We start from the raw sequence: 13,746 nt of genomic DNA, 5'->3' as shown, positions 1-13,746 counted from the left end.
CGCGAGTAGCTGCGGCAGCGCGCCCGACCGGGGGATCGATTATGGAAATTGCGCAGAACGGCGCTGGCGCGAAGTCGGTTGCACACCGGCTCGCCAAGGCAACCACCGGCCGCCGAGCCATCGGGCTGATGATGACCGCTGCCTGCGCGTTCGGCCTGGCCGCGTCGGCCTCGGCTTTTGAATTCGATCTCACCGACGAGATCAGCGGTTCGGTGCTGGTGTCGCTGTCGACCGGCGCGCAGATGCGCGTCAGCGACCGCGATCCGCGCCAGATCGGCTACTACAACGGCACGCCCGACCCCAGCGGCGACGGCACCTACAACGGCGGCAAGCTGATTTCCGCCGGCAATGACGACGGCAACCTGAACTTCGACAAATATGACGTCATCAGCCAGGTCTCCACCGCCTCGGCCGAACTCAGCCTGAAATGGCGGAACTTCTTCACCTTCGTGCGCGGTGTCGCCTTCTACGATTCGATCGCCGCCAATAACGACCTGGCGGACTGGAATCCCGAGCAGCGCGTCTTCACCAGCGGCCGCTATCCCGACGGTGCCGACAACAAGGCGGACTGGGACGCCACGATCCTCGACTATTACGTCGGCGGCAGCTTCACGGTGTTCGACCGCAACCTGACGGTGAAGGTCGGCAGCCAGATCCTGAACTGGGGCGAGGCGCTGTTCACCATCAACGGCATTTCGGTCATCAACCCGATCGATGCCAGCAAGATCCGTACGCCCGGCGCCGAACTGAAGGACGCCCTGATCCCGGTGCCGATGATTTCTGCGACCTTGGAAGTGGCAGAGGGCCTGTCGGCGGAGGCGTTCTACCAGCTCGATTTCCAGGGCTACAAGCTCGACCCCTGCGGCAGCTTCTTCTCCTTCACCGACAATTTCTGCGACGGCGTGAAATACTCGTCGAGTTTCACCGATCCCAAGGATACCCGGTCCTATACGACCGGGACCGGCCTCAACCCGGCGGATTATGACGATCCCAACAGCGTGATGCTGGCGGCCAATGCCCCGATCGTGCAGGAAGACGACCCCGACATTCACGACTGGGGTGCCGCGCTGCGTTACTTCTCGCCGGATCTCAACAACACCGAATTCCAGCTCTACTACGTCAACTATACCTCGCGCCTGCCGTCGCTGCGGGCCGAAGGGCCGGCGCAGTATGCACCTGGTACAGGCGAGTTGAACCTCGCGGCGCTGCCGGCGCCGCTGGTGCAAAGCCTGCTGGACCAGCTTCCGACCGATGCGCTGAACGGCTTGAGCTCCGCGCTGGCCGGTCTGCTCGGCGGCCCGGTACAGGATATCATCGGTGCCCTCACCGGCCCGGTCACCAGCGCCTTGATCGACCCGCCTTACGGCACCGCGCCGCGCTCGACGGTCCTGGAGAATCTCGAGAACGGCCGCCTGGTCATGTATTACCCCAAGGGTATCAGCATGATCGGCTTTGCCTTCAACACGACCTACGACCCGCTGGCCGTGGCGATCAACGCCGAGATCAGCTACAAGCACAATGCGCCGGTGTGGATCTCCGAGCCGGCCTTCCTGGCCGGATCCTACGACGGTGCCGGCGGCGTGCCGATCGACCAGGCGACCAAGGCACCCACGCCGCTCGGGGTCAACAACCCGGGCATCGCGCCGATCCTGGATACCAGCTTCCAGCAGTTCGATAACGACTACACGCCGAACCGCAGCCTGCGCCTCGACCTCAAGCACGATGTCTGGCAGGCTGCGATCCGTTTCACCAAGATCCTGGGTGGCACCAATATCGTTACCAGCATCCTGGGCGCCAACCAGCTCTTCGCCCTGGTCGAGTTCGGCGGCATCTATATCGACCTGAAGGACGGCTTCCAGTACGCCTCCTACGGTCAGAACGGCTTCACCGGGTTCCAGACCCGGCCGCTCGCGGCCGGCCCGATCGAGATCCTGCCGCCGATCGAGGCAACCTCGCTGGGCGAGCAGTTCCCGCCGACCTGGAAGCCGCCCACCCGCTGGTCCGGCGGCGTGCAAGGCCTGTTTTTCTGGGACTATCCCAACGTCATGGACGGCGTGACCCTGACCCCGTCGATCGGCTTCGCCCACGGCCTGTTCGGCACCACCCCGGCACCCAACCCCGGCTTCACCAAGAGCGTCACCTCGCTGAACTTCGGCCTCAAGATCAATTACCTTGAGAACTGGGCAGCCAACTTCAACTATTTCAAGAGCTTTGGCGGCGGCGGCGGCAACGGCGGTTCGCGCAACCCCTATCTCGACCGCGACTACGTCGGCTTCAGCGTCTCCTACACCTTCTGATCGGGGGGCGTGAGGGTCCGTTTGCCGGGATTTGGCCGGCGAGCGGGTCTCTGCGCTTCTCCCGCATTGAATTGGCGGCGCAGTCACGCTAGAAGCCACTTATAACGGTGGCAGACCACAATAAAATTCCGGGGAGAGTGCCTGATGTCCGTCCTTACAGCCCTTGCACGTCGCGTTTCGTCCGCCGCCCTGGTCGCGGCCACAATCGCGGTGGTGCCGGTGTGGGCGCAGGATGGGCAGCCCGCGGCGGCCCCGCCTGCGGCCGAAGCCACCCCGCCCGCTCCTGCCGTGGATGCGGCGCCCCCTGCCCCGGCAGCGGATGCAGCCCCGCCGGCGTCAGGCGACGGCCTTACCAGCCTGCTCAACCAGATGGGCAGCAAGGGCGCCGAGGATGCCAAGCCGATCCCCTCGGTCATGGAGCCGCTTTCGGCCCAGACCCTGATCACCGCGGTCACCAAGGCCGGCCCCAATCTCGTCGCGGTCGGTGCCTGGGGCCATGTGCTGCTCTCGCCCGACGAAGGCAAGACCTGGACCCAGATTGCGACCCCGGTCGACGTCAGCCTGACCTCGGTCCATTTCGTCGACGAGAAGCTGGGCTTTGCCACCGGCCATGACGCGGTCATCCTGCGCACGGAAGACGGCGGCCAGACCTGGGCCCTGGTCCATTTCGATCCGGCGGCGGAATCGCCGCTGTTCGATCTCTACATGAAGGACGCCACCACCGGCTTTGCGGTCGGCGCCTACAGCCACGTGGTGACCACGGCCGATGGCGGCAAGACCTGGACCCGCAAGGACCTGGGCGACCTCGATTTCCACATGAACGGCATCGCCAAGGCGCCCGACGGTCGTCTGTGGATCGCCGGCGAAATGGGCCACATCTTCGTGACCGATGCCACCTTGAGCCAGATCCAGGATATCGAGACGCCCTATTCCGGTTCGTACTGGAACGTGCTGGCGCTGAAGGACGGTTCCATCCTGGCCTTCGGCCTGCGGGGCAACGTCTGGCACACCACCGACAGCGGCGCCACCTGGTCCCAGGTGCCGACCAGCACCATCGCCTCGCTGCAATCGGGTGTCGAACTGCGCGATGGCCGTATCATCCTGGTCGGCCTGGAGGGGACCGTCCTGGTCTCGGCCGATCGCGGCAAGAGCTTCACGCCGGTGTCGCGCAAGGAGCGCGCCTCGCTGACCACGGCCTACCAGACCTCGGACGGCACGGTACTGCTGTTCGGCGAAGGCGGCGCTGGTGCCACCCTGACCAACTGAGCCCGGTTTTCTCAGGGGGGTTTTGGCGTGGGACGCGTGGACGGCAAGATCGCCCTGGTGACCGGGGCGGCATCGGGACTGGGCCGGGCGACCGCCCGCATGCTGGCGCGCGAAGGCGCCAGGGTGGTGGTTACCGACATCAATGTCGACGGTGTGGGCAAGGTCGCGGCCGAGATCGGCCCGGCCGCCCTGCCGCTTGCCCATGACGTGACCCAAGCCGAGGACTGGCAACGAGTCCTGGCCGCGGCGGACGATCATTTCGGTGGGCTCAACATCCTGGTCAACAATGCTGGGATCGGCCCCTCGGGCACGGTCGAGGAGACCAGCCTGGAGCTGTGGCGGCTGGTCCACGCCGTCGACCTGGACAGCGTCTTCCTGGGCTGCAAATACGCCATTTCGCTGATCGCCAGGTCGGGCGGCGGCTCGATCGTCAATATATCGTCGATTGCCGGTGTCATCGCCGGCCACAACATGGCGGCCTATAATTCGGCCAAGGCCGGGGTCCGGCATCTGTCCAAGTCGGTCGCCCTGCATTGCGCGCGCAAGGGCTATGGCATCCGCTGCAATTCGGTCCACCCGACCTTCATCGACACGCCCATCCTCGACAATCTGACCAAGGCGATCGGCCGCGACGAGGGCCTGGCCAAGCTGGGGCGCCAGGTGCCGCTGGGGCGCGTGGGCGAGCCCGACGACGTCGCCTATGCCGTGCTCTATCTGGCCAGCGACGAAGCGAAATTCGTCACGGGTGCCGAACTGTTCGTCGACGGCGGCATCAGCGCGATGTGACCCGGCCCGGCCTGGGTTCAGGTCATGCGGCGAATGGTGGCATGGGTGATCAGCACCGTGGTCTTGCCCGTGCCGAACAGCCCGTCCGTCGCCTTCTGCAGCAGCCCGGTCATGTGCATGACATTGGGCGCGGTTTTCAGGTCGATCCGGTCCAGATAGGGGTCGAGCGCACGCAGATAGGCGTCGCGCAGCCGGGGCAGTTCGCGCGCGATCCGTTCGCGTATGTCGAGATCGGTGACATCCAGATTGGACGCGATGGTCATGATCGCGCGCACCTTGCCCCGCCGCACCACCGACATATAGATCGGCGCCAGCACAACGATATCGCCGACAATGTCGAGCCCGTCCCGCGCGGCTTCGGCCCGGGCCGCGGCGGCGGGCAGGCCCATGGCGGCGAAGGCGAGAAGGCCCAGGAAGTGGCGTCGGCTGGCGATCATGGTCATGAGGAGGCAGACTAGCGGGCAATGGTTAACTCTCCGCAAAGGGCCCGCGTCATGACCAGATTTTTGCCGCTGGCGGCCCTCGCCCTGCTCTGCCCCGCCATGGCGGGCGCCCAGACCGAACCGGTCGGCACCCGCCTGTCGGTCGATCCCGCCGCCCTGCCCGCCCCCTATGCCACCGATAGCGCTTCCAACAGCCCGCGCGAAGTCGCCCGGCCGGCCGGGGTGCTGCCGGCCGTGCCGCCCGGCTTTGCCGTCCAGCTGTTCGCCGAAGGTTTCGAGCACGCCCGCTGGCTGGCCGTGGCCCCGGACGGGGCGGTGTTCCTGGCCCAGCCGCAGGCCGGGACGGTGACGCGGCTGATCGACGCCGACGGCGACGGCATCGCCGAAGGGCGCAGCGACTTTGTCACCGGCCTCAACCTGCCGCACGGCCTGGCCCTGCACGACGGCCAGCTTTACATCGGCGACGCCTATGGGGTGTGGCGGGTCGCCTATGATGGTGGCGAAAGGGCAGCGGCCCCCGTGCGGATCACCGACGACGGGGCCTTCGGCGACCCCGGCGGTCACTGGACCCGCAACATCGCCTTCTCGCGCGATGGGGCGGACCTGTTCGTTGCCATCGGCAGCCAGGGCAATATCGCCGAGGAGGCTCTACCCCGTGCCACCATCCAGCGTTTCGCGGCCGGGGGCGGTGCCGGGCACAGCTTCGCCACCGGCCTGCGCAACCCGGTGGGCCTCGCCGTGCACCCGCAAACCGGCGCCCTGTGGACCGTGGTCAACGAGCGTGACGGCCTGGGCGACGAGTTGGTGCCCGATTATCTGGCGCAGGTGATCGAAGGCGCCTTCTACGGCTGGCCCTATGCCTATCTGGGGCGGCCCGACCCGCGCCTGGGCGGGCGCCGTCCGGAGCTGGCGGCGGCCATGCGCCGGGGCGAGGTCCTGTTCCGCAGCCACTCGGCGCCGCTGGGCCTGGTGTTCTACGACGGCGGGCAATTCCCGGCCGACTTCAAGGGCGATGCCTTCGTCGCCCTGCACGGCAGTTGGAACGCCGGGCGCCCGCGCGGCTATCAGGTGGTGCGGGTGAAGTTCGACCATGGCCGCCCGGCGGCCGACGCCTACGAGGTCTTCGCCAGCGGCTTCTGGCAGGCGGGCCGCGACCGGGCGTCGGTCTGGGGCCGGCCCTGCGGCCTGGCGGTGGCCAGGGACGGCGCCTTGCTGGTGGCCGACGATGTCGCCAATGTCATCTGGCGCATCTCCTACCGCGGGAGCCTTTGAGCGATGAAGCCCTGGAAGCGACTGGCCCGCCGCACGGTCTACCAACGCCCGCCATTCCTGGCCGTCCATGTCGACACGGTCGAACTGCCCGACGGCCGCATCGTCGAAGGCTTCCACCGCCTGGAGATGCCGCCCTATGTCGTCGTCCTGGCGGAGACGCCGGCCGGCGAACTCCTGCTGTTCCACCAGTACCGCCATGGGCTGGGTGCTGCCTGCCTGTGCCTGCCCGGCGGCATGATCGATCCGGGCGAGGCGCCCGAGGCCGCCGCGCGCCGCGAACTGCGGGAAGAGACGGGTTACACCGCGGAAAACTGGCGCCCGGTGCAGTCGGTGGTGACCATGGCCAACATGCACGGCGCTTGGGGCCATGTCTTCCATGCGACTGGTGCCCGCTTCGTGCAGGCGGCGGACTCGGGCGATCTCGAGGAGGCCGAGCTGCGCCTGATGACGCGCGACGAACTGCGCGCCGCGATCGGCGCCGGCCGGATGCCGGTCGCCAACAACCTGATGGCCGCCGCCCTCTGGCTTGCCGGGTTCTGAGGGTCAATCCGCCCAGCGGATGCGGTTGCCGCCCAGGCTGGCGGCACGGCCGAGGGCCTCCAGGGCGCGCGCCTCGGCCGCGCCGGCGGCGGTCTTGAGGCCGGTTGTGGCGATGCCGATGGAAATGGTCAGGCTGTCGGCGCCGCGGGCGAAGTCGTGGGGCAGGCGGCGGGCCTCGACCAGGTCCAGGATCTGCCGGGCCTGGGCGGCCGCGGCCGGCCGGTCGATATCGGCGGACCACAGGCCCCAGCCCTGGCCCGGCCCCCTGACGTGCAGTATGTCGCCCAGGCGCGCCGGGCAGCGGACGAGCAGGGCAGCGGTGGCGCGTTCGGCGTCCTGCGCCGCGTCGATGCCGGCGCCGGCGCGCAAAGCCGCGAGGTCGTCGATCGCGATCATCATGATGGTTGCCGCCCGGTGCTCGAGCAGCAGTTGCGCCTGGTAGCGGCCGGTGGCGGGAGAGAGGATCAGGCCGCCGCGCTCGAACGGGCCAGGACACGCAAGGCATCACGCTCGGCCAGGACCTGGGCCCTCTCGGCCTCCATGACGCGCCGCCTCGCGGCCTCGCCCCACAGGCGGGCGGCGGTGCGCAAGTGGCCGGCGAACGCGGCATCCGACACGGACTCGGGCAGGATCTCGGCCCCGCACAGGGCCGCGGCGGCCTGCAAGCCGGGAGGGACTTCCTCGGCGATCACCAGGACGACGGCGCCGTCGGGACTCAGGCGCGCCAGCAGCGCCCCGGCCGGTTCCGCGAAAGGCCCGCCGACGATGACCAGGCCGGCGGATGGCTCTCGATCTTCGCCAAACGGTAGGGCCTCGTAGCCAAGTGCCGCCAGGCGTCCCAATAGCCGGGCGCGCGCGTGCCGTCATCATCGAGCACGGCGATCAGCATGGCGCGGTCCCCGGGCTGGAGCCGGCGAGCAGGAGCAACCCCCAGGACAGGACCAGCAAGGTCGGCGAGCGATGATGCGCGAGACCGGCAACGACGGCGGCCGGTCCAGCGATCTGGCCCGGCGTTACGGTGCCGCCGCCAAGGCCGTGCAGCAGCGCGGCCAGGGCGGGGGCCGCCAGCAGGCCCGCCAGGATCAGGCGGTCGGGGCTCGGCATGGTCACCGCCCGCCAGAGCAACGGCACCGTCACCGGGGCCAGGGCAACCCAGGTCAAGCCCAAGGCGGGGTCGATACCGGCGCTCCCCAGCAGGCCCGCGAAAGGCTGTGTCGGATCGCCGCCATAGATCGCGGCGAGGGCGCCATAGGCGGCGGTCAGGGCGCCTAAGGGAAACAGGCCCAGCAACAGGGTGCCGGTAAAGCCGCGCCCGGCGATCAGGGCGGGGGACAGGGCCGCGATGCCCAGCGGCGCACAGATCAGGGCGAGGGCGGCGCCACCGGCGTGGGCGAAGGGCATCATACCGGCGGCAATGCCGGCCCCGATCAGTGGCAGGGGGCCGTCTCCCGCCCGAAACTGCTGCAAGGCCAGCCCAAGGCATAGCATGAGCAGGCAAAGCAGCACGACGCCGGGCCCCTCGACCAGGGCCAGGGCCAGCCCCGGTGCCCAGACCGCTGCCCGGCCGCGGACAACGGCCCCGCGGTGCCGGCGATCAGGACCGACAGGACATCGGCGGCCGAGGGCAGAAGACCGGCGGTCAGGTTGTCGAGCAGGGCGGTCAGCAGGACGGGAAGGGGTGGATAGGCGGCGACCTGGCGGTCGATTGCCCGGGCGGCCAGGTCGATCACGCTGGCCTCATGGCCCTCTATGCCGAAGCGACGGGCGAGTGCCAGCAGCAGCGCCGCCATGGTCGCCGTGAACACGAAGGCCCGCCATCGCGGTGGCGTGGTCATGGCCCCCGCTCCGCCACGGCGGCGGCATGGCCGGCCAGGGTCGCCCTGACCTTGCGGCTGTTGCCGTGGCGGGTCTTTTCCCACAGGAAGGGGCGCGAGAAGTACTGCCACAGGGCCCGGTAGCCGGCGAGCGAGATCAGTGCCCAGTAGGGCGTCGCGGTCAGGGCCCAGGGCGCGAGATCGTACCAGTTACGCCGGAACGGCGCGATCATGGCAAGGTAGAGGAAGATGAAATTGCCGACCAGCCAGGCCAGCAGGCTGGCCGCCAGCACGAAGGACGGGAACAAGGCATCCAGCGCACCGCTCCCCGTCGCCAGCCACCAGGCGCAGGTGGCCCAGACCACGGGATTGAGCAGGCCGGAGAGCACGGTGCCGCCGATGAAGAACTGAAAACCCAGGAAGCCGACCGGCCCCAGGCGCCGCCAGAGGTCACGCGGCGCCCGCATATGCACGGCCCAGGTCTGGATATAGCCCTTCAGCCAGCGCGTGCGCTGGCGCAGCCAGTTGTGGGCCTGGCAGGTGGCTTCCTCGAACGTGGTCGAGTCGACCGTGCCCACCCGGTAGCCGCGGCGGCGCAGGCGAATCCCCAGATCGGCGTCTTCGGTTACATTGTACGGGTCCCAGGCCAGAACCTCTCGCAAAATGGGGGTTCTGAAATGATTGGAGGTGCCGCCCAGGGGCAGGGGAATGCTCAACCGCTCCAGGCCCGGCAGCAGGAAATCGAACCACAGCGCATAGTCGAGGGCGAACATCCGGGTCAGCCAGTTCTCCTCGGCATTGTAGAAATTGAGACGCGCCTGGATACAGGCGAGATCGGGCGGGGCATCGCGGAAGATCGCGGCGGCCTTGCGCAACTGGTCCGATTCCGGCTTGTCCTCGGCATCGAAGATGACCAGCAGGTCGCCGCGCGCCAGGGGCAGGGCATAGTTGCAGGCCTTGGGCTTGGTGCGGGGATGGGATGGCGGCACCAGCACGACGTCGTAGCGATCGGCCAGGTTCAAGGCCTGTGCCGCGGCCAGCGTCGCCTGGTCGTCGGCCTCCATGATCAGCTTGATGTCGAGCAGGGGCCTGGGATAGTCGAGCCGGTCGAGCGCGCCCGCCAGGATCGGCAGGATCGCCGGCTCGTCATGCAGCGGCACCAGGACCGTGTAACGGGGCAGTTCGCCATCGGCCATGGCCTGTGCTGCCGGGGCCGGCGGCTGCCTGGCCCCGCCGGCGATCACCAGCACCCCGCGCAGCAACAGATTGCCCAGATAGAAGACGGCGATCAGGGCGTTGGCGATGGTCAAGGCGATCCACGGCGCCAAGGCCGCCGCCGCTGATACCGCCGCCAGCCCCAGCCACCAAGGCCAGGCGGTCGCGAGACCTTTGGGCCGGCCGGCCGAATTTTCAGGATCGGCCCGGGCCAGCAGATTGATGGCCTCATCGCTCAGCCTGGGCGCAAAGGCCGCGGTCATGGCGGTGATCAGGGCTGCCCGCGTCGTCACGGCCAGGATCGCCGGCCCGCCGACCATGGCCTCGGCCATGGCGAGCAACGCGATCGAGGGCGAGACGCAGGCAACGACGGTAAAATCGCCTTCGCGCCGCCAGGGCAGCAGCAGGAAGCGGCCGTAATCGGCCAGCCGCGAGAAGTCGAGCCGGGCAGGATCGGGTGGTGCGGCCGCCAGATCGATCCGGCGCAGGCCCAGGCCCTGGGCATAGGCGTCCGCGATCCTGGCGGCATCCGCCCCGGTCTGTGCCAGCAGGATCGTGGTGGGATCGGCGCGCCAGCGCCGGGCCTCGTCGATGGCCGCCTCCCGCGCCGGCGCCCGGACGATGCCGCGGGCGATCAGGGCATCGCCGGCGGGGCCGGCGAGGGCGCCGCCCCAATCGAACCCCGTCATCGGTCACGGCGGCGATGGCGGTGGCGGCGCGCCAGCGCCAGTGCGGCGGTAAGGCCGATCCAGCCGATTGACAGCAGCGGCGCCCAGCCGATCGCCGAAATCATGCAGCCCGCCTTTCACAATCCGTCGATCCGGCTCAATCGGCCTTGGGTTCTCGTTATGATGCCCATATCATGCCCATAGGCAACAATGAGATGAAGTTGAATGCCGGGGCACGATCTGGCGGGGTAGTTCATGGAGGATGGGGGCAGGGCAGGGCGGCGCATCCTGGTGGTCGAGGACAACCACGACCTGCGCGATGAATTGATGACCGGGTTTGTCGCTCGTGGCTTCCAGGTGACCGCTGCCGGCGACGGCGCCCTGGGCGCCCGCGCGGCGACCGACGACCGTCATGACGTGGTCTTGCTGGACCTTGAGATGCCCAGCCTGGACGGCCTGCGCCTGGCCCAGGTGCTGAGCGCCGTGGCCCCCGCCACCCGGCTGGTGATCATGAGCGGGCACGGCTATCTGCGCACGGCCGCGCGTGACCTGCTGGGTGGCAGCGTCCCGGTGCTGGCCAAGCCGTTCGATCTCGACGACTTGCTGCACCTGATCGCTGCGCCGCCGCTCAGAACCTGACCCACAGGGCCAGGAAGGCGGCGGTCTCCTGGTCGACATTGGTGCCGGCGAAGGTATAGATCCCGCCGACCTGGAGGGACGTGCCCCAGCCAAGCTCGGTCACGGTGGACGACTGCAACTGATACTTGGCATAGCTGCCCAGTTCGGAGTCGAGCGGCAGCTTGTTGATCGACTGCAGCAGCAACTGGGTATCCTCGCGCATCGAATAGCCCAGGGTGGCATCGATCTCCAGCTCGACCGGCGGCCCGCTGCCTTCGGGCAGGCGCGGCGCCAGTTCGAGCACGCAGAAGGCCGGCATTTCGTCGTCGTCGCTGAACGGGTCGGGGATGGTGAAATTGTGCCCCCACAGCAGGCGCAATTCGGCGATGGCGTCACCCCCGCCCAGCAATTGCGCGCGCACACGGTCGCCGGGGCTGAAGGTGATGCCGGGCTGGACCGAGAGGACATCGCTCTCGTCCTGGAACAGGCGATGGCGCAGGCCGAGGAAAACTTTGGAGAAACCTTGCTCGCTTGTCGCCTCGGGCTGCGTCGTGCGGGCCTGGGCATAGGTCGGCTGGACGATCGCGGTCCAGCCGTCGAAGACGCCGTATTGCAGATAGGGGCTGAACTCGATCCGCCGCTTCACCGGGGCGACATAGAGTTCGCCGTTCGCGTCGAAATTGGCGCGCGAGAAGGTAATGGTTACAGTATTGATGACCAGGCCGTGGCCCTCGGGCTCGGTCCAGGCGGCATGCGCCGGCCAGGCCGCGGCCGCCAGCAGCAGGCCCCACAGGCATTGGCGGACGGTTCGGGCAAACCCTCGCAAGGCACCTCCTGACGCGGCGGCGTCTCGGTGCCTTATTCCATCATGGGTAGTAGTGTTGCCGCAACCGTGACGTTATGCCGCCGAGCGCAGGGCCAGCCAGTCGGCGGCGATGGTCCAGGTGGTGCGCGGGGCTTTCGAGCCGGCGAAGACCCCGGCATGGCCGCCCGGCGCCTCGGCGAACTGCTTGTCGGCCGACGGCACCACGTCCATCACCTTGCGGGCGGAGTCGAGGGTCACGATCTGGTCGGTCTTGCCGGCGATGGCGAGATAGGGGCAGTTGATGGCGCCGAAATTGCTGACGGCCTTTTCGCCTAAGTCGATCTTGCCCTTGGACAGGGCGTTGTCGAGGCCGACGCGGACCAGGAAGTCCTTCACGATGCCGCCGGGATAGGCGTGCATGTCGTTGAACCATTTGGCCACCGTGCGGTTCTCGACCAGGTATTCCCGGTCCCACAGGTTCATCAGCAGGTCGGCATAGCCTTGGACCACGCCCGTGGGATTGGTCAGCTTGAACAAGGCCGAGGCGGCCCAGCCCGGCATCATCAGGCGCTGGGCGCTGATCTTGTCGATGCGGAACGGGGTCAGCCGCCGGATCAGGCGGGTCGGGATCTCCATCGCCTCCACCATCCAGCCGGCCATGCCCACGGCGCGGGAATCGATCGGGCTGGCGATGGTGACGATGTTGCGGATATTGGGATCGACCGCCCAGCCCTGATAGACCAGGGCGAACAGCCCGCCCATGCAGTAGCCCAGCAGCGAGATTTCCCGGTCGCCGTGATGCGCGCGCAAGGCCGCGAGGGCATCGGGCAGCATGCGGGCGGCATAGTCGGCGAGGTTATAGTCGGCATGGCGGGCCTTGGGGCTGCCGAAATCGACCAGGTAGACCTTGAAGCCCTTGGCCAGGAGGAAGCGCACCAGGCTGCGGTTGGGCAGCAGGTCGAAGTTCAGCGGGTCGGCCGCCAGGGGCGGCACCAGCAGGATCGGCACCGGGTGGGTGATGGTGGCGACCGGCATGGTCTCCGCGCCGATCTCGATCTCGCTCTGCTTCAGCGGCGGATAATAGCGCAGGGTCATCAGCCCGCCCTTCACCACCACCTCATAGGGGGTCTGCTCCGAGATATCGAAATTCTCGGCGAAGAGCGTGCTTTCGACCGCGTTGCTGATCCATTGGATCGCCCGCTCGCCCGCGAAGCTCGACATTTCGACCAGCCGGTTCAGGACCATGACTTTCCCCGCCAAAGGCGCTGCCGCCTTCTATTCGCATGAAATACGCAATTACCGGAACAGGGCAGGGGATAGTCGCGTTACGGGCGATTGGCAAGCGTAGCCTTGTCGCGGCCGGCCGAAGTGTATCAGGCAGCCCGAGGGCGGATCTCTTCGACAATGGCGTGCCCGATCTCGGCCCGCGCCTTGGAAAGATCGTGATTGGTCTGGAGATTGAGCCAGAGCTCGGGTGTGGTGCCGAAATAGCGGGCAAGGCGCAGGGCCGTGTCGGCGGTGACCTGACGGCGACCGCGAACCAGGTCGGAGATCCGGTTCGCCGGCACCTTTAGAAGGCCGGCCAAGGCATTCGCACTGAGCCCGAGCGGCTTCATGAATTCTTCAAGCAGCATCTCGCCGGGATGGGTGGCGATCCGCCCCGTTGGCCGCGACAGCTTAGTGGTAGTCGACGATTTCGACATCATGGGCTCCCGATTTGTCCCGCCAGACGAAGCAGATCCGCCACTGATCGTTCACCCGAATACTGTGCTGCCCTTTGCGATTGCCGGCCAAGGCTTCCAGCCGGTTGCCCGGCGGCGCGCGCAAGTCCAGGAGGGCTTGGGCCGCATCGAGATAGTCCGGCTTTCGCCTCGCCTGCACCGCGATCGCCGAAAATCGCCGGATGGCTTTGCCATGCCAAAGGGCTTCCGTGTCTCGGCACTTGAAGCCAGCGATCACGCATTCGCCTCATACGTTATACGCACAATATATAGATTTGCCCTGGGCCGGCAAGGGATGACT

16 protein-coding genes are annotated in these 13,746 nt (G+C 67.8%); 6 read left to right on the top strand and 10 right to left on the bottom strand.

Going from position 1 to position 13,746, the window contains the following annotated elements; all coding sequences use genetic code 11:
- Positions 1-41 precede the first annotated feature (41 nt).
- From D3874_RS23690 to D3874_RS23675, 3 genes are all read left to right on the top strand, one after another.
- Positions 42-2,297: a DUF1302 domain-containing protein gene (locus D3874_RS23690; protein WP_119781666.1), complete on the top strand. Its 2,256-nt coding sequence runs from the start codon at positions 42-44 to the stop codon at positions 2,295-2,297.
- A gap of 144 nt (positions 2,298-2,441) precedes the next feature.
- Positions 2,442-3,563 carry a WD40/YVTN/BNR-like repeat-containing protein gene (locus tag D3874_RS23680; RefSeq protein ID WP_158596190.1) on the top strand — a complete coding sequence of 374 codons (1,122 nt, stop codon included), beginning with the start codon at positions 2,442-2,444 and terminating at the stop codon, positions 3,561-3,563.
- A 27-nt stretch (positions 3,564-3,590) separates the two neighbouring features.
- A complete protein-coding gene (locus D3874_RS23675) occupies positions 3,591-4,349 on the top strand; it encodes an SDR family oxidoreductase (protein WP_119781661.1) in 759 nt (252 codons plus the stop codon).
- Between the two features lie 17 nt (positions 4,350-4,366).
- Here D3874_RS23675 and D3874_RS23670 read toward each other — a convergent pair whose 3' ends face one another.
- The gene (locus D3874_RS23670; protein ID WP_119781659.1) at positions 4,367-4,792 is read right to left on the bottom strand and encodes a hypothetical protein; all 426 of its coding nucleotides are present in this window, start codon (positions 4,790-4,792) and stop codon (positions 4,367-4,369) included.
- 51 nt (positions 4,793-4,843) lie between these two features.
- Here D3874_RS23670 and D3874_RS23665 point away from each other — a divergent pair, with 51 nt between their 5' ends.
- Positions 4,844-6,064: a PQQ-dependent sugar dehydrogenase gene (locus D3874_RS23665; RefSeq protein WP_119781657.1), complete on the top strand. Its 1,221-nt coding sequence runs from the start codon at positions 4,844-4,846 to the stop codon at positions 6,062-6,064.
- Between the two features lie 3 nt (positions 6,065-6,067).
- Positions 6,068-6,604: an NUDIX hydrolase gene (locus tag D3874_RS23660; RefSeq protein ID WP_119781656.1), complete on the top strand. Its 537-nt coding sequence runs from the start codon at positions 6,068-6,070 to the stop codon at positions 6,602-6,604.
- 3 nt (positions 6,605-6,607) lie between these two features.
- Here D3874_RS23660 and D3874_RS23655 read toward each other — a convergent pair whose 3' ends face one another.
- The 5 genes from D3874_RS23655 to D3874_RS23635 form a co-directional block, all read right to left on the bottom strand.
- The gene (locus tag D3874_RS23655) at positions 6,608-7,003 is read right to left on the bottom strand and encodes a hypothetical protein (protein WP_147385834.1); all 396 of its coding nucleotides are present in this window, start codon (positions 7,001-7,003) and stop codon (positions 6,608-6,610) included.
- A 65-nt stretch (positions 7,004-7,068) separates the two neighbouring features.
- Positions 7,069-7,446, bottom strand: coding sequence for a hypothetical protein (locus tag D3874_RS23650; protein WP_119781652.1), 378 nt, complete (start codon positions 7,444-7,446; stop codon positions 7,069-7,071).
- A 40-nt stretch (positions 7,447-7,486) separates the two neighbouring features.
- Positions 7,487-8,071, bottom strand: coding sequence for a hypothetical protein (locus D3874_RS23645; RefSeq protein ID WP_147385833.1), 585 nt, complete (start codon positions 8,069-8,071; stop codon positions 7,487-7,489).
- On the bottom strand, positions 8,032-8,439 hold the full coding sequence (locus D3874_RS23640) for a hypothetical protein (protein ID WP_119781648.1): 408 nt from the start codon (positions 8,437-8,439) through the stop codon (positions 8,032-8,034). Before D3874_RS23640 ends, D3874_RS23645 begins: the two co-directional genes overlap by 40 nt.
- Positions 8,436-10,322, bottom strand: a complete 1,887-nt coding sequence (locus tag D3874_RS23635; RefSeq protein ID WP_119781646.1) for a glycosyltransferase — start codon at positions 10,320-10,322, stop codon at positions 8,436-8,438. The genes D3874_RS23640 and D3874_RS23635 overlap by 4 nt, the downstream gene beginning before the upstream one ends.
- A gap of 234 nt (positions 10,323-10,556) precedes the next feature.
- On the opposite strand from D3874_RS23635, the gene D3874_RS23630 reads away from it, so the two are divergent.
- Positions 10,557-10,940, top strand: a complete 384-nt coding sequence (locus tag D3874_RS23630) for a response regulator (RefSeq protein ID WP_119781644.1) — start codon at positions 10,557-10,559, stop codon at positions 10,938-10,940.
- On the opposite strand, the gene D3874_RS23625 is transcribed toward D3874_RS23630, so the two are convergent.
- The 4 genes from D3874_RS23625 to D3874_RS23610 all read right to left on the bottom strand — a co-directional run bounded on the left by D3874_RS23625 (position 10,930) and on the right by D3874_RS23610 (position 13,683).
- On the bottom strand, positions 10,930-11,745 hold the full coding sequence (locus tag D3874_RS23625) for a hypothetical protein (RefSeq protein WP_119781642.1): 816 nt from the start codon (positions 11,743-11,745) through the stop codon (positions 10,930-10,932). The two genes, D3874_RS23630 and D3874_RS23625, sit on opposite strands and share 11 nt — an antisense overlap.
- 72 nt (positions 11,746-11,817) lie before the next feature.
- Positions 11,818-12,969 (bottom strand): alpha/beta fold hydrolase, encoded by a 1,152-nt coding sequence (locus D3874_RS23620; RefSeq protein ID WP_119781641.1) that lies wholly within the window; start codon positions 12,967-12,969, stop codon positions 11,818-11,820.
- 128 nt (positions 12,970-13,097) lie between these two features.
- Positions 13,098-13,430 (bottom strand): HigA family addiction module antitoxin, encoded by a 333-nt coding sequence (locus D3874_RS23615; RefSeq protein ID WP_119781639.1) that lies wholly within the window; start codon positions 13,428-13,430, stop codon positions 13,098-13,100.
- A complete protein-coding gene (locus tag D3874_RS23610) occupies positions 13,402-13,683 on the bottom strand; it encodes a type II toxin-antitoxin system RelE/ParE family toxin (RefSeq protein ID WP_119781637.1) in 282 nt (93 codons plus the stop codon). The genes D3874_RS23615 and D3874_RS23610 overlap by 29 nt, the downstream gene beginning before the upstream one ends.
- Positions 13,684-13,746: the final 63 nt, after the last annotated feature.

This window comes from Oleomonas cavernae (assembly GCF_003590945.1).
In the GTDB taxonomy this organism is placed as follows: Bacteria; Pseudomonadota; Alphaproteobacteria; order Zavarziniales; family Zavarziniaceae; genus Zavarzinia; species Zavarzinia cavernae.
This window is presented reverse-complemented; position numbering and strand designations above follow the sequence as displayed.